This is a genomic window from Bradyrhizobium sp. (genome assembly GCF_019244115.1).
Classification (GTDB): Bacteria; Pseudomonadota; Alphaproteobacteria; order Rhizobiales; family Xanthobacteraceae; genus Bradyrhizobium.
Genome location: NZ_JAFATE010000913.1, coordinates 1 through 14,656 on the forward strand (window position 1 = coordinate 1; position 14,656 = coordinate 14,656).

Sequence of the window (14,656 nt, forward strand, 5' to 3'; positions counted from 1 at the left end):
GCTCGCGGTGGCAAAACGCATCGCGATCATCCAGCGCTGCGCAAACGCATCGCGTGTGCGCGGAGATCATGCGCAAGCAACAATCAGGAGTGTGAGGGCGGGCTAACCTGACGCCTGCGTTCAGTCGCAGACGCGCACACGGCGCCCATGGTGGCCGGTGCGAACGGACTCGAGGTGACAGCCGTCCTCGTAAGGTCCCGCGACCGGAGCAGGCCCCCAAAATGGACCGGACCACCCGACGGGAACGCCGTAATAGCCGTAATGGTAATAAGGGTAGAAAGGAGGAGAGGGACCCCAATGAAACGCGCCGACCGTCACGCCTGCCGCAATCCGGCCATCCTGCGCCTGCGCACCGATGGGCGTCATCAACCCAATTGCCAGCACCGCGGCGATGGCGACAGTGCCTCGTCGGTTCACGATACTCATTCCAACTCCTCCATGCTGCCTGAGCGGAGATCCCTAGCACGCCGCGTGCACGGTGCCCAACCGTATTAGGCGCGACGGTGGGCCCGCGGCGATGCGGCGATATGGCGCGCGGCGATCAACTACTCCTCGCCCGGCAATAGCTCGGTCAGCGAGCGGATGATGCGGTCGGGACGGATACTCGATCCTTTGGGCAGGCCGTCGCCATGGCTGTCCATCCAGATCGCGTAGATGCCCAGCCGCTGCGGCACCTCGACCTCCCACTCAAGATTGTCGCCGATCATCCAGGTGTCGCCGGCCGCGACACCGAGCGCGTCCATGGCGTGGTGATAGGCGCGCTCCTCCGGCTTGCCAAAGCCGTGCTCGCCCTCGATCTGGATATGGTCGAAGCGGTGCGCGAGCGCAAAGCGCTCGATCTTGGCGCGCTGGGTCGCCGCCGCGCCATTGGTCACGAGCGCAAGGCGGATGCCGCGCGCCTTCAGGGCATCGATGGCCGCATGTGCGCCGGGGAAGACGAACATCTGCTCGTGGCGATAAGCCGTGAAGCGGTCGGCGAGCCGGATTGCGAGATCATCACTCAAGGTCAGGCCTGAGGCCCCCAGGGCAGCGAAGCCGCCGCGCACCACCTCCTGCCGGGCTTCTCCGAGCTTCATCCGCCATGCCGCTTCCGCGGTCGACCAGAACGCGCGCGCCGACTGCACGATCGCGGCGGCGACCTGCTGGGGAGTGAGCGGCGCGAATTCGTCGGCAAATTCTGCGGCGATGACGTTCCAGGCGATCTCGGGCCGGCCATAGGCCGACAGGATCGTATCGTCGAGATCGATCAGCATTGCACGGGGAAGTTGCATCATTCGGCCATTGTCCTGACATCGAACAATGCCCCACAGCCGATGGAACCAATATAGCGGGGCAACTGGGGCAACTTCAGGGCCATTTCACCTCCGGCGGCAGCGACGACAGGATGGCCTCCACATTGCCACCGGTCTTCAGTCCGAATGTAGTGCCGCGATCATAGAGCAGGTTGAACTCGACATAGCGCCCGCGCCGGACCAGTTGCTCCTCGCGATCGCTGGCCGTCCAGGGGTTTTGGAAATTGCGCCGGACCAGCTCGGGATAGATTTGCGCGAAGCTGCGGCCGACACCCTGCGTGAAGGCGAAGTCGGCTTCCCAGTCACCGGAATGGTGGTGGTCGTAAAAGATGCCGCCGACGCCGCGCGCTTCCTTGCGGTGCGGCAGGTAAAAATACTCGTCGCACCATGCCTTGTACTTCTCATAGTCGGCGACGCTGTTGGCGCCGCCGCAGGCCGCGCGCATCGCCGCGTGGAAGGCGATCGTATCCGGGTCCTCCTGGGTGCGCCGGCGATCGAGGACCGGTGTGAGGTCGGCGCCGCCGCCGAACCATGTCTTCGTCGTCACGAGGAAGCGGGTGTTCATGTGGACGGCCGGGACGTGCGGGTTGCGCAGATGCGCGATCAGCGAGATGCCCGAACTCCAGAACCGAGGATCGTCGGCTGCGCCCGCAATCTGGGTGCGAAACTCCGGCGAGAACTCGCCATGCACCGTCGAGCAATGCACGCCCACCTTCTCGAACAGCCTTCCGTGCATCATCGACATCACCCCGCCGCCGCCGGGCTTGCCGGTATGATCGGTGCGGGCCCACGGCCGGCGCACGAAGCGGCCCGGCTCGCCGGGATAAAGCGCGGCCGGCGCCTCATCCTCGAGCTGCTCGAACGCCGCGCAGATCTGGTCGCGCAGGGTCTCGAACCAGGTCCTTGCGCGCGCCTTCTGATCCTCGATTGTCGCCATGTCCATGCGTTGACCTCTAATCCTGCGGCCCGAAATAGGTGCAGCTTTCGTTGCAGCTGTCACGATGTACGCTGACACGCGCGATGCGGCCGAGATGCTGGATGCGATCGAAGATAAAGCGCAGGTTTTCCAGTGTCGGCAGGCCGAGCGCCTCGATCCGGTTGAGCAGCTTATGGTCGAGCATCTTTTCGACCTCCGCCATGCTGCGTGACAGCAGGCCAAGATCGATGACCATGCCGGTCTCTGGATCCGGCGTGCCGCGAATGGTGACCTCGGCACGAAAAGAATGGCCGTGAATTTCCTGGCTGGCCTCGCCAAGCGTGGTGCCGCCGAGAGCGTGCGCCGCCTCGAAGCGGAAGGACTTTGTCAGTTCCCACATCAGTCGAATTCCAAACGCTTCCTGTTCTCTACCTGATCCCGAGCGTCTTGTGGGTCTGCAGGCTGAGCCACCATTGGGGATGTTTCAGGCAGTACTCGATCGCCCGTGCCGTGTTCTGCCTGATCTCGGGCCCGTCCAGCGGTTGCAGTGAGAAGCGTGCGAAAGACAGATCAGCGAAATCTGCAGGCGCCGCGCCGTCCTGCGGATAGACCAGCTTCAGCTCATCGCCCGCGCGGATTACGAGCTCGGCTCCAGCCTTCGGGCTGACGCAGATCCAGTCGAGGCCATCGGGCGGGGCGATCGTGCCGTTGGTCTCGACCGCGATGGTAAAGCCGCGCGCATGCAGCGCCGCGATCAGGGCGGCGTCCAGTTGCAGTAGCGGCTCGCCGCCGGTCAGCACGGTGAAGCGCTCCGCGTCCTCGCCCGTCCATTGCCCGGATATGGTGTCGGCGAGCGCGTCGGCGCTGGCATAGCGGCCGCCAAGCGTGCCGTCGGTGCCGACGAAATCGGTGTCACAAAATTGGCATATCGCGCTCTGCCGATCCTGCTCGCGTCCGCTCCACAGGTTGCAGCCGGCAAAGCGGCAGAACACCGCCGCGCGGCCCGCCTGTGCGCCTTCGCCCTGCAGGGTCATGAAAATCTCTTTGACCGCGTAGCTCACGAAACCGTACCTCGGTTGGAAGAACCGGTCTGCCGCAGCGCTTCGCCGAGCACCATGGCCGCGGCCACCGCAACGTTCAGGGAGCGTCGGCCGCCTCGCATCGGAATCCGGAGCCTAACATCGGCCGCCGCAAAAACCTCGTCGGGCACGCCCTTGGATTCCCGGCCGAACAGCAGGATATCGGCGCCATCATACCGGAAATCGAGATAGGAGCCGGCCCCCCTGGTCGTGAGCAGCAGCAGGCGATAGCCGGCTTGTCGCCGCCAGTCCTCGAAATGTGACCAGGAATCGTGACGGGTGAGGCTCACATGGTCGATATAATCCATGCCGGCCCGGCGGAACAGCCGATCAGACAGCGCAAAACCCGCGGGCTCGATGATGTGGGCGGCGACGTCCAGGCAGGCGCAGGTGCGCAGGATCGTCCCGGTGTTCTGGGGAATATCGGGTTGGAAAAGCGCGATCTGCATCGATGGGAGCCGGCCAGAATTTTGTAAAGAAGGACGCACTTACTGGGAATTGGTGCATTGCGTGCTTGTTGGCCGATAGCGGGCTTGCGCTCTCTCGGCAAGGGTGCCAATAGAACGATTCTGGACCGCTTATTCTGCCCCGGGGCGGCGGGATAGAGCGGTTATCTGCCGCCGCGGGGGATCGCGGGCGCCGGCAGTCCTTCCCGGTCAGGTGCTTAAGTAGCGTCCTCGGGGCGGTCCTCCGGCTGCAACATGAGAAAGGGTACGGAATCGTGACCATCGCGTCTTCGGCTGATCATCCGACACGCCGTGATTTCCTTTTTGTTGCAACGGGGGCGGCCGCCGCGGTCGGCGGTCTGGCCACGCTGTGGCCGTTCGTCTCCCAGATGAACCCGGACGCCTCGACAATCGCAGCCGGCGCGCCGATCGAGGTCGACCTGACCCCGGTCGCTGAAGGCCAGGACATCAAGGTGTTCTGGCGCGGCAAGCCGATCTATATCAGCCACCGCACCAAGAAGCAGATCGACGAGGCCCAGAAGACGCCGCTCTCCGACCTGAAAGACCCGGCGACCGACGAGTCGCGGGTCAAGCAGGGCCACGAGCAGTGGCTGGTCGTGATCGGCATCTGCACCCATCTCGGCTGCATCCCGATCGCGCATGAGGGCAATTACGACGGCTTCTTCTGCCCCTGCCACGGTTCGCAGTACGATTCTTCGGGCCGCATCCGCCAGGGGCCCGCGCCCGCCAATCTGCCCGTGCCGCCCTACCAATTCGTTTCCGACAGCAAAATCCAGATCGGCTGATGACCTTGGAGCGCGCGCGTCTCGCGCGTGCTCCGATCCTTAGCCTCGAGCCGCCGATTTTATTTCTTCAGGATCGCATCAATGAGCGGACCATCCGATTACCAGCCGAGCCATCCCGTCTTGAAATGGATCGAGCGGCGCCTTCCGATTTTTGGTTTCGTCCACGGCTCGTTCGTGGCATATCCGACGCCGCGCAACCTGAACTACTGGTGGACGTTCGGCGCCATCCTGTCGCTGATGCTCGGCGTGCAGATCCTGACCGGCGTCATCCTGGCGATGCACTACACGCCGGAAGCAACCATGGCCTTTCACTCGGTGGAGGCCATCGTCCGCGACGTCAATTACGGCTGGCTGCTGCGCAACATGCACGCGACCGGCGCCTCGATGTTCTTCTTCGCCGTGTATGTCCACATGCTGCGCGGCCTCTATTACGGCTCCTACAAGGAGCCGCGCGAGGTGCTGTGGATCCTCGGCGTCATCATCTACCTGTTGATGATGGCGACCGGCTTCATGGGCTACGTGCTGCCCTGGGGCCAGATGAGCTTTTGGGGCGCCACCGTCATCACCAATCTGTTCTCGGCCTTTCCCTATATCGGCGACTCCATCGTGACGCTGCTCTGGGGCGGCTACAGCGTCGGCAATCCGACGCTGAACCGCTTCTTCTCGCTGCATTATCTCCTGCCGTTCCTGATCGCCGGCGTGGTCGTGCTGCATGTCTGGGCGCTGCATGTCGCGGGCCAGAACAACCCGGCCGGCGTGGAGCCCAAGACCGAGAAGGACACGGTGGCCTTCACGCCCTACGCGACCATCAAGGACATGTTCGGCGTCTCCTGCTTCCTCTTGCTCTACGCCTGGTTCATCTTCTACATGCCGAACTATCTCGGCGACGCCGACAACTACATCCCGGCCAATCCGGCGCAGACGCCGCCGCACATCGTCCCCGAATGGTACTACCTGCCGTTCTACGCCATCCTGCGTTCGATCCCGAATAAGCTTGCCGGCGTGATCGCGATGTTCTCGGCGATCCTCGTGCTCGCTTTCCTGCCCTGGCTCGATACGTCGAAGGTCCGTTCGTCGAAGTACCGGCCGCTGGCCAAGCAGTTCTTCTGGATCTTCGTCGTCGTCGCCGTGCTGCTCGGCTATCTCGGCGCGCAGCCGCCCGAAGGCATCTACGTGATCGCCGGCCGCATCCTGACCGTCTGCTACTTCGCCTATTTCCTGGTCGTGCTGCCGCTGCTCGGCAAGATCGAGAGGACGAAGCCGCTGCCGAACTCGATCGCCGACGACGTGCTGGCGAAGACCGGCAGCAAGGCGGTGCCGATGGTCTCGACCGTGCTCGCGCTGATCGTGGCCGGGGGCCTTCTGGTCGGCGGGATCGATACGGCCCGTGCAGCCGAGGCCGACACGCCGCCGGCCAACAAGTGGTCGTTCGCCGGTCCGTTCGGCAAGTTCGATCGCGGTTCGCTGCAGCGGGGGCTCAAGGTCTACAAGGAAGTCTGCTCCAACTGCCACGCGCTGTCCTACATCGCCTTCCGCAATCTTGGCGATCCCGGCGGTCCTGGCTATTCGACCGCCCAGGTCGCCTCGCTGGCCTCGGAATACAAGATCAAGGACGGTCCCAACGACCAGGGCGAGATGTTCGAGCGGCCCGGCCGCGCCGCCGACTACTTCCCTTCGCCGTTCCCCAATGAGCAGGCGGCCCGCAACGCGAACGGCGGAGCGGCCCCGCCGGACCTGTCGCTGATCACCAAGGCGCGTTCCTATGAGCGCGGTTTCCCCTGGTTCATCTTTGACCTGTTCACGCAGTATCAGGAGCAGGGACCGGACTATGTCGCGGGGATCCTGCAAGGGTTTGAGGACAATCCGCCGGCGGATGCGAAGGTGCCGAGCGGCTCCTATTACAACAAGTACTTCCCCGGCCACGCCATCAAGATGCCAAAGCCGCTGTCGGACGGCCAGGTGACGTTCGACGACGGTGCGCCGACGACGGTGACGCAATATGCCAAGGACGTCACGACCTTCCTGATGTGGGCCGCGGAGCCTCACATGGAAGAGCGCAAGCGGCTCGGCTTTCAGGTCTTCTTCTTCCTGATCATCTTTGCCGGACTGATGTATTTCACCAAGAAGAAAGTCTGGGCCGACGCCCATTGACTTCTGATGATGGTGATGTGAATCGCGAAAAGCCCCCAATCCGAGGGCTTTTTTTGCACTGTCATTCCGGGGCGCGATGCGAAGCATCGGAGCCGGATTCTCGAGATTCCGGCTTCGCTCGCTGTGCTCGCGCCCCGGAATGACAGGATGGCCAATTGCCTCCTGCGTCCGATACCGCCAGAATGCGCCGCGATCGGCAGCCTCGAAGAGACCGACAGCGGAGGAACCCCATGGGCACCAGCATCACGTTCAAGCGTCCGGACGGCACGGATGCCTCCGGCTATCTCGCCAATGCCGCGCGCGGGGATGCGCCCGGTGTCGTGGTGATCCAGGAATGGTGGGGGCTGCAGGACCAGATCAAGGGCATGTGCGACCGCTTTGCGCTGGCGGGCTTCGATGCGCTGGCGCCCGACCTCTATGGCGGGGTGGTGGTGCCCTATCACGACGCGGATGCGGCCAACAAGCAGATGACCTCGCTGAACTTCATGGATGCCACGACGCAGAGCGTGCGCGGCGCCGTGCAATATCTGGCGCGCAATGGTGCCAAGGTCGGCCTGACCGGCTTCTGCATGGGCGGCGCGGTGACCATCATCGGAGCGGCGAAAATTCCCGAGCTCACCGCCGGCGTCGTATTCTACGGCATTCCGCCGGAGCAGGCGGCGCGGCCTGCCGATGTCAGGATTCCCCTGCAGGCACATTTTGCCAGCAAGGACGACTGGTGCACGCCGCAGGCGGTCGATGCCTGGGAGAAGGCGATGCAGGCGGCCGGCCGGGCGCTCGAGCTCCATCGCTACGAGGCCGATCACGGTTTTGCCAATGAGCAGCGCATGGCCGTGCATGATCGCGAGGCGGCCGAACTCGCCTGGAGCCGCGCGACCGCGTTCTTCCATAAGCATCTGGGGTAGTTGCACCGTTGCCGGAAAATTGGCGAAGCTACGTCGCGGAAGTGCTGGAGCAGATCGCGGCTGCGGAACAGCGGTGTGTTTGCCGTGCCGGCGGCACATCGCGCCGCTGTGCTTGAGGGACTGGAACAGGCCGAACGGGGCGAGGTCATGACCGCGGAAGACATGGCGGGGCTCTGGAGAAATTGCGGTCTGTGAGGCGACCAGCGGAGCGTCAGGGACTTGATTTTTCCGCATTGCACAACTTAAAATAGCGGCCTCGGCAGCTCCTTTTTGGGAGGGTCGCTATGCGCATCGCATTCGCTCTGGCCGGCCTTGGCGGCTTCAATGCCCATGGCGCCGGCTTTCTGGCCGCCGCGGCCAAATCGGGTGTCAAACCAGAACTCGTCACCGCCACCAGCGGACAGATCATGGTGCTGGCGGACTGGCTCGCCGGACGCGATGTGCGTACGCATCTGATCCTGGCGGGCCGCGCCAGCGGTCCCTACGATCAGCTCCGGGCGATCCTATTCGGTCATCCCGGCGTATTCAGGCCGGCCTATCGCGAAGCGCTCACCCGTCTCACGTCGCCCTTCGGCCTGGGCGACAACCCCTTCAACTTCTTTGCCGACCGCTTGCTGCCGGCGCAGCAATATGTGCCGCAGCTGACCGACGCGGAAGTCGCCGGCGTCGCCAAGACGTTCAATGACAGTCGCATCGGTGTCGTCTTCAACAGCTACGATCCGAAGCAGGGGACCGGTTCGCTCTACGGCAACGATGCCGCGCGGGCGCTGCTGCCGACCGAGAAAGCCCTGCCCAACACCCATGCCGCGCACCTGCAGGCGTCGCCGCATCCGCACGACATGCGCTATGTCTCCGACGTGACGAGCGAGAAGGAGATCCTCCCGATCACGGCCGAGGCGGTCAGGTCCGCGCTGTGGCTGTCGCTCTACGGCTTCCAGAACATGCCCTCCGGCCAGATGGATGGCGCCTACCACCGCTCCTGCATCGTGTCCGAACTGCACGTGTTCGACCGCATCTTTGTTGCGCGTCCGCTCGCCGACGGCTGGCGTGACAGGCCGCCGGCCAACTGGTTCGAGGTGCAGGACTGGAACACCGAGATGTGGTTTTCGGTCGGCTACAAGGCGGAGGTCGCAGGCCTCCGGCGCATCAACGATCTGATCGCGGCCGGCGTCATTACAGACGAGAAGTTCCACAAAGTGGAGTTGTGCGAGATCGAGCCGAAGACGCCAGCCGGCTATTTCCACTATTTCGTCGAGCGCAATGACGTCTATGACGAGGCGCTCGGGGTGGCGGAGGAGACGTTTACGCAGCTTGGGATGGCGAGGCCCATCCGCGCCGCCTGACGCGGCCGCGGCCAAGGCCGTGAGGGCGCTTGATGATGGCGATCTTGCCCGGCGGGGCCTAAGATCGGCCTCATCACCAGCCGGCAGGAGGACCATCATGTACGCCGCCATCCGCCAAGCCAAGGCCAGGACTGGGACCGCGGAGGAATTGGCGCGCCGGATCAAGGAAGGCGCCATTCCGATCATCAGCGATGTCGAGGGTTTTATGGCCTATTACGTCGTCTATGCGCCCGACGACACGGTGACCGCGATCAGCATTTTCAACAATTTTGCCAGTGCCGAGGAGGCCAACCGGCGCGCCATCGCCTGGGCCGAGCAGAGCCTTGCGCCGCTCCTGGTCGGCCAGACCAGTGCGGTCGCAGGTCCCGTGATCGTGCATACGCTGGCCTGACGGCCGGGAAGGTGGGCGATCATCGGGTTTTGTGCGCGCGCCGGCGTCCTGCTCTTCTTCCTAGCCTCCGTCGGTCTTGCCCTCGCCGCGGAGGAATGGCTTTAATCAGCCGCTTCCGGGGGGCGCGCTCGCCGCGCAGCGCGCTTGCGCGCGACGGTGCCGGAGCGGCAACCCGGACGGGGTCCTCTGACGAGGGAGCGGGATGTGAGCATCATCGAAGATACCAAGACAAGATCGCCGCTGGAGCGCCTTCCGCGCGATCTCCGTCTCGACCTGTTCCGCGGCATCGGCTTGTGGATGATCTTTCTCGACCACATCCCGCACGACGTCGTCGCCTGGCTCACGCTGCGCAACTACGGCTTCAGCGACGCCGCGGAGTTCTTCGTCTTCATCTCGGGCTATCTAATCGGCTTCATCTATACGCCGATCGTCCGCGCCGGGCTGTTTCTTGCCGCGCTCAAGCGGCTGTTGAAGCGCGCCGGCCAGCTCTACATTGCCCACATCATGCTGTTCCTGCTGTTCACGGCGCAGATCGCGCGCACCGCGCGGCGCTTCGACAACCCGATGTATGAGAACGAGTTCAACGTCTTCAATTTTCTCCAGCATCCGGACGTGCTGATCGGGCAGGCCATCACGCTGCGCTACAAGCCGGTCAATCTCGACGTACTGCCGCTCTACATCACGCTGGTGCTCGCGGCGCCGTTCATCGTCTGGTGGCTCGTTCGCCGCCCAAACCTGATCCTGCTCGCCTCCGCCGTGCTCTATGGCCTGTCGCGCTGGTTCGACTGGAATCTCGCCTCCTATCCACCGGGCACGACCTGGTACTTCAATCCGTTCTGCTGGCAGCTGCTGTTCGTCTTTGCCGCGTGGTGCGGCTCCGGACAGCTGGCCGGGATCGCGCACCTCGTCTGGTCCAGGACGGCCATGACGATCGCCATCATCTGGCTCACGTTTGCGCTGCTGATCGTGATGACCTGGCACAGCGCCTTTCTCGAATCGCTGGTGCCGAAATGGATGATCAAGGTGATCTATCCGATCGACAAGACCGACCTCGACATGCTGCGCCTGACGCATTTCCTCGCGCTTGCGACGATCGTCACATATCTGGTCCCGCGCGAATGGAAGGCGCATGGCTCGAAATGGCTGCGGCCGGTCATTCTCTGCGGCCAGCATTCGCTGCCGCTCTTCTGCCTCGGCGTCTTCCTGTCATTTTCCGCGCACTGGATCCTGACGCAGTATACCAAGGGCGTGTGGGAGCAGCTTGCCGTCAGCGGCGCCGGCATTCTGATCATGATCGCGGCGGCGTGGTTGCTGGACCGTGCCGACAAAGTCCCGGATCTGTTCGTCGACGTGCTGGAGGCCGAGCAGCCCGACAGCGCAATTCAAGCCGGAAAGACGTCCTACGCGCCCGGTGCGGCTCTTGGACAGCCGTCGGCCGGGTAGCGCATGATCCGGAAAAGTGTCCAGCGGTCTTCCGAGAAGATCATGCGCAAACAAGAATCTAAAGCGCGATGGCGATTTCAACCAAATCCCATCGCGCTTTGGGCGCCGGCATGGAGGGCGGTATGCTGAGACTCTTCTGTGTGATGGCCGTCATCTTCCTGGGGGCATCGGGCGCGCAGGCGCAGGCGCCGACGCCCGAGGCCATGAGCGCAGCACGAACCCTGGTGAACACGATGAAGCTCGCCGACCAGTACCGGGCGCTGCTGCCGTCGATCCTGCTCCGCCTAAAACCGGTCGTGACGCAGGACCGGCCAGAAATCGAGCGCGACTACGATGCCATGGCCACGATGATCACCGAGGCCTATACGCCGTTCTATAACGAGATGCTGGACGCTGCGGCGAGCGCCTATGCCAGTAACTTCACGGTCGACGAGATCCGGCAGATCGACGCCTTCTACCGGCTGCCGGTCGGTCAGAAGCTGCTCGAGAAATCGCCCGCCATCGCGCAGCAGGCGGCGCAGGTCGGACAGGAGGTCGGTCAGAAGGCCGCCGAGGCGCTGCGGCTGCGTCTCACCGACGCACTACGCCAGAAGGGGCACAAGCTGTAGCCTGGATCACTTCTAAGCTGCCCGACCTTTCCGCGCGCGCTGTATTTCAAAACTGCGTGTTCGCTGCGGAACCCGGTGTCTCCCGTCAAATAACAAGCCACAGCACGGTGATTTGACGTCGAATCGCGATCCGCTTGTGTGAGCCTGATCCCGGTCGGCTCAGCTCCGAGGCCACGATTTCGCAAAACCGCCTCTCATCTCGCCCGTATCATTGCTCGAGACGAGAGGAACGCCTTCTCTTATTGCGGCCAATTTCCTGGTCCATGGCTTGGGTGGCGAATCTGAATGCACACTTGGCGGCCAAATGAAGGCAGCATCGGGGAGAGGACCGTCATCGCGCGAAAGTCCGTTGCCGCCGGTTGGCACCGCCGAGCGAATCTATCATGTCGAGGCGGCGCCGGACTGATCGGGTTTTTGCGCGGGCGTAACTCGGCACAGCGAGCGGCCAGGGGGAGCGAGGTTTTGTGACGGCGTTTCTCCTCCATCCTATGAACGCGTCCCACGGGTCGGATTGATGAAAAAGCTGATGCGCTTCTTCGGCTTCCTGTTCGCCGCAGGAACCGTCGTGTTTCTGGGCGGTGTGGCCGCGGTGGCGGGACTGCTGTGGCATTACTCCCAGGATCTGCCGGATTATTCGCAGTTGCAGGACTATGAGCCGCCGGTCATGACGCGTGTGCACGCGGTCGATGGCTCGCTGCTCGCCGAATATTCCAGGGAGCGCCGGCTCTATCTGCCGATTCAGGCGGTGCCAAAACTCGTGATCAACTCGTTCCTCGCCGCCGAGGACAAGAATTTCTACGATCATGGCGGCGTCGATTTCACCGGCATGGCGCGCGCCGCCGTGGTTTATCTGCAGCATTTCGGGTCCAACCGTCGCCCGCAGGGCGCCTCCACCATCACCCAGCAGGTCGCGAAGAATTTTCTGCTGAACAACGAGGTGTCGTTCACCCGCAAGATCAAGGAGGCGCTGCTCGCGATGCGAATCGAGCGCGCCTATTCGAAGGACAAGATCCTCGAGCTCTATCTGAACGAGATCTATCTCGGCTCCGGCGCCTACGGCATCGCGGCCGCCTCATTGGTGTATTTCGACAAATCGGTCAACGAGCTGACGATCGCGGAAGCGGCCTATCTCGCGGCGCTGCCAAAAATGCCGGGGAGCCTGCACCCGGTGCGCAACCATGACCGCGCCGTCGAGCGGCGCAATTACGTGATCGACCGCCTGCAGGAGAACGGCTGGATCAGCACGGCCGATGCAGAGAAAGCGCGCAAGGCACAGCTGACCGTCGCCAGCCGCGGCAACGGCGCAAAGACCTTCGCCGGCGAATATTTTGCCGAGGAAGTCCGCCGCGACATTTTTGAGCGCTATGGCGAGAAGAAGCTCTATGAGGGCGGCTTGTCGGTGCGCACCACCCTCGATCCGAAGATGCAGGTGATGGCGCGCAAGACCATGGCCGCCGGCCTCGTCAATTTCGACGAGGCGCAAGGCTATCGTGGTCCGGTCAGCAAGCTCGATATATCGGGCGACTGGGGCGTCAAGCTTGCCGACGTCAAATCGCTCTCGGACATCTCGCCGTGGCGCATGGCGGTGGTGCTGGAGACCAGCAACCAGTCGGCCCGTATCGGCTTCCAGCCCGGTCGCGATCTCGGCGGCGCGGTGTCCAAGGAACGGCAGACTGGGCTGATCACGATCGACGGCGTGAAATGGGCCAAGGCAGCCGAAGGCCCGATGCGCGGCCGGGCGCCGACATCGGTTGCGCAGGTGCTGTCGCCGGGCGACGTGATCTACGCCGATCCGCTGTTCAAGGACGGTAGTCCGATTGAGGGCCAGTACCGGCTGCGGCAGCTGCCGGAAATCTCCGGCGCGATGGTGGTGATGGACCCGTGGACCGGCCGCGTGCTCGCGATGGTCGGCGGCTTCTCGTTCGACCAGAGCCAGTTCAACCGCGCGACGCAAGCCTATCGGCAGCCGGGATCGACCATCAAGCCGATCGTCTATGCCTCGGCGATCGACAATGGCTACACGCCCGCGTCGATCGAGGTCGATGCGCCGATCGAGATCGATCAGGGGCAGGGACAGGGCGTCTGGCGACCGGACAATTTTTCGGTCGGCAAATATCGCGGACCCATCACGCTGCGCGAAGCGCTGAAATGGTCGATCAACACCGTCACCGTGCGGCTCGCGCAGGATGTCGGCATGCCGCTGATCTCAGAATATTCGAAGCGGCTTGGCATCTATGACGAACTGCCGAATTATCTGTCCTATGCGCTCGGCACCGGCGAGACCACGGTGATCCGGATGGTGACCGCTTATTCGATGATCGCCAATGGCGGGCGGCGCGTGAAGCCGACCCTGATCGATCGCATCCAGGACCGCTATGGACGCAACGTCTTCCGGCATGATGCGCGCGAATGTCGCGGCTGCGAGGCGCCCGACGGCTGGCATAACCAGGGCGAGCCGCAGCTCGTCGACCGCCGCGAGCAGGTGCTCGACACGCTGACCGCCTACCAGATCACCTCGATGATGGAAGGGGTGGTGCAGGGCGGCACCGCCTCGGTGGTGCGCGAGGTCGGCAAGCCGATTGCCGGCAAGACCGGCACCACCACCGACGAAAAAGACGTATGGTTCGTCGGCTTTTCGCCGGATCTCGTGGTCGGCCTCTATCTCGGCTATGACAAGCCGCGCAGCCTCGGCCGCACCGCGCAAGGCGGCCATACCGCGGCTCCGATCGCCAGGGATTTTCTGAAACTCGCGCTCGCCGACAAGCCGGCGATTCCGTTCCGGATCCCGGCGGGCATCAAGCTCGTCCGCGTCGATCCGAAGACGGGCATGCGCGCGACACCAGGCACCGCGGCGATGCTGGAGGCGTTCAAGCCCGGCACGGCGCCATCGGACGATTATTCGGTGATCGGCGTTGCCGATAGCGACGGCCGCTCGGCCGCGATCTCGGCCGATGCCGATCGCACGCTGATCCGTCCCGGCACCGGCGGGCTGTATTGAACCAGAGCAGCGGTAGGGTGGGCAAAGCGAAGCGTGCCCACCGCTTCGCGCCGCAATCGCGTGAGATGATGGTGGGCACGGCGCAAGCGCGCCTTGGCCCACCCTACACACTACAACTATAGGTTGCCGGTGATCACCGCGCCTCACCGGAAAAAGTCTGGCGCAGCGTCGATAGCCGCTCCAGCGCCGCCTTCGGCAGCGGCCCCTTCTCGACCGCGGCAAGCGCATCCTCGAACTGCTGCGGCGTCGCCATGCCGACCAGGATGGTTCCCATCGCC

At 63.8% G+C, this 14,656-nt stretch carries 14 protein-coding genes; 8 read left to right on the forward strand and 6 right to left on the reverse strand.

Features of this window, described 5'->3' with window-relative positions:
• Positions 1–120: 120 nt before the first annotated feature.
• From JOZ76_RS37970 to JOZ76_RS37995, 6 genes are all read right to left on the reverse strand, one after another.
• Complete coding sequence (locus JOZ76_RS37970) at positions 121–426, reverse strand: hypothetical protein (protein WP_291706493.1); 306 nt, start codon at positions 424–426, stop codon at positions 121–123.
• 119 nt (positions 427–545) lie between these two features.
• Positions 546–1,274, reverse strand: a complete 729-nt coding sequence (locus JOZ76_RS37975) for an HAD family hydrolase (protein WP_291706494.1) — start codon at positions 1,272–1,274, stop codon at positions 546–548.
• A gap of 73 nt (positions 1,275–1,347) precedes the next feature.
• The gene (gene hemF, locus JOZ76_RS37980; protein WP_291706495.1) at positions 1,348–2,235 is read right to left on the reverse strand and encodes an oxygen-dependent coproporphyrinogen oxidase; all 888 of its coding nucleotides are present in this window, start codon (positions 2,233–2,235) and stop codon (positions 1,348–1,350) included.
• A 10-nt stretch (positions 2,236–2,245) separates the two neighbouring features.
• Positions 2,246–2,608, reverse strand: coding sequence for a 6-pyruvoyl trahydropterin synthase family protein (locus tag JOZ76_RS37985; RefSeq protein ID WP_291706496.1), 363 nt, complete (start codon positions 2,606–2,608; stop codon positions 2,246–2,248).
• A gap of 28 nt (positions 2,609–2,636) precedes the next feature.
• Positions 2,637–3,269, reverse strand: a complete 633-nt coding sequence (queE, locus tag JOZ76_RS37990; RefSeq protein ID WP_291706497.1) for a 7-carboxy-7-deazaguanine synthase — start codon at positions 3,267–3,269, stop codon at positions 2,637–2,639.
• Positions 3,266–3,736: a tRNA (cytidine(34)-2'-O)-methyltransferase gene (locus JOZ76_RS37995; RefSeq protein ID WP_291706498.1), complete on the reverse strand. Its 471-nt coding sequence runs from the start codon at positions 3,734–3,736 to the stop codon at positions 3,266–3,268. Before JOZ76_RS37995 ends, queE begins: the two co-directional genes overlap by 4 nt.
• Before the next feature lie 272 nt (positions 3,737–4,008).
• Here JOZ76_RS37995 and petA point away from each other — a divergent pair, with 272 nt between their 5' ends.
• The 8 genes from petA (at position 4,009) to JOZ76_RS38035 (ending at position 14,378) form a co-directional block, all read left to right on the forward strand.
• Complete coding sequence (gene petA / locus JOZ76_RS38000; RefSeq protein WP_291706499.1) at positions 4,009–4,539, forward strand: ubiquinol-cytochrome c reductase iron-sulfur subunit; 531 nt, start codon at positions 4,009–4,011, stop codon at positions 4,537–4,539.
• A gap of 81 nt (positions 4,540–4,620) precedes the next feature.
• Positions 4,621–6,690, forward strand: a complete 2,070-nt coding sequence (locus JOZ76_RS38005) for a cytochrome c1 (protein ID WP_291706500.1) — start codon at positions 4,621–4,623, stop codon at positions 6,688–6,690.
• 230 nt (positions 6,691–6,920) lie between these two features.
• Positions 6,921–7,595 (forward strand): dienelactone hydrolase family protein, encoded by a 675-nt coding sequence (locus JOZ76_RS38010; RefSeq protein ID WP_291706501.1) that lies wholly within the window; start codon positions 6,921–6,923, stop codon positions 7,593–7,595.
• A 284-nt stretch (positions 7,596–7,879) separates the two neighbouring features.
• Positions 7,880–8,938 carry a hypothetical protein gene (locus JOZ76_RS38015; protein WP_291706502.1) on the forward strand — a complete coding sequence of 353 codons (1,059 nt, stop codon included), beginning with the start codon at positions 7,880–7,882 and terminating at the stop codon, positions 8,936–8,938.
• 97 nt (positions 8,939–9,035) lie between these two features.
• Entirely contained in the window at positions 9,036–9,329 is a 294-nt protein-coding gene (locus JOZ76_RS38020; protein WP_291706503.1) for an antibiotic biosynthesis monooxygenase, read from the forward strand.
• 213 nt (positions 9,330–9,542) lie between these two features.
• Positions 9,543–10,772 (forward strand): OpgC domain-containing protein, encoded by a 1,230-nt coding sequence (locus JOZ76_RS38025; RefSeq protein WP_441300170.1) that lies wholly within the window; start codon positions 9,543–9,545, stop codon positions 10,770–10,772.
• Between the two features lie 122 nt (positions 10,773–10,894).
• Positions 10,895–11,380, forward strand: a complete 486-nt coding sequence (locus JOZ76_RS38030; RefSeq protein WP_291706505.1) for a DUF2059 domain-containing protein — start codon at positions 10,895–10,897, stop codon at positions 11,378–11,380.
• 514 nt (positions 11,381–11,894) lie between these two features.
• Positions 11,895–14,378 carry a penicillin-binding protein 1A gene (locus JOZ76_RS38035; protein WP_291706506.1) on the forward strand — a complete coding sequence of 828 codons (2,484 nt, stop codon included), beginning with the start codon at positions 11,895–11,897 and terminating at the stop codon, positions 14,376–14,378.
• Positions 14,379–14,656 lie beyond the last annotated feature (278 nt).

Coding starts and splice junctions, on each gene's coding strand:
- JOZ76_RS37985 (WP_291706496.1), bottom strand. CDS start 2,608: ATGTGGGAACTGACAAAGTCCTTCCGCTTCGAGGCGGCGCACGCTCTC.
- JOZ76_RS38015 (WP_291706502.1), top strand. CDS start 7,880: ATGCGCATCGCATTCGCTCTGGCCGGCCTTGGCGGCTTCAATGCCCAT.
- JOZ76_RS37975 (WP_291706494.1), bottom strand. CDS start 1,274: ATGATGCAACTTCCCCGTGCAATGCTGATCGATCTCGACGATACGATC.
- JOZ76_RS38030 (WP_291706505.1), top strand. CDS start 10,895: ATGCTGAGACTCTTCTGTGTGATGGCCGTCATCTTCCTGGGGGCATCG.
- JOZ76_RS38035 (WP_291706506.1), top strand. CDS start 11,895: ATGAAAAAGCTGATGCGCTTCTTCGGCTTCCTGTTCGCCGCAGGAACC.
- JOZ76_RS37995 (WP_291706498.1), bottom strand. CDS start 3,736: ATGCAGATCGCGCTTTTCCAACCCGATATTCCCCAGAACACCGGGACG.
- hemF (WP_291706495.1), bottom strand. CDS start 2,235: ATGGACATGGCGACAATCGAGGATCAGAAGGCGCGCGCAAGGACCTGG.
- JOZ76_RS38020 (WP_291706503.1), top strand. CDS start 9,036: ATGTACGCCGCCATCCGCCAAGCCAAGGCCAGGACTGGGACCGCGGAG.
- JOZ76_RS37970 (WP_291706493.1), bottom strand. CDS start 426: ATGAGTATCGTGAACCGACGAGGCACTGTCGCCATCGCCGCGGTGCTG.
- JOZ76_RS38005 (WP_291706500.1), top strand. CDS start 4,621: ATGAGCGGACCATCCGATTACCAGCCGAGCCATCCCGTCTTGAAATGG.
- JOZ76_RS38010 (WP_291706501.1), top strand. CDS start 6,921: ATGGGCACCAGCATCACGTTCAAGCGTCCGGACGGCACGGATGCCTCC.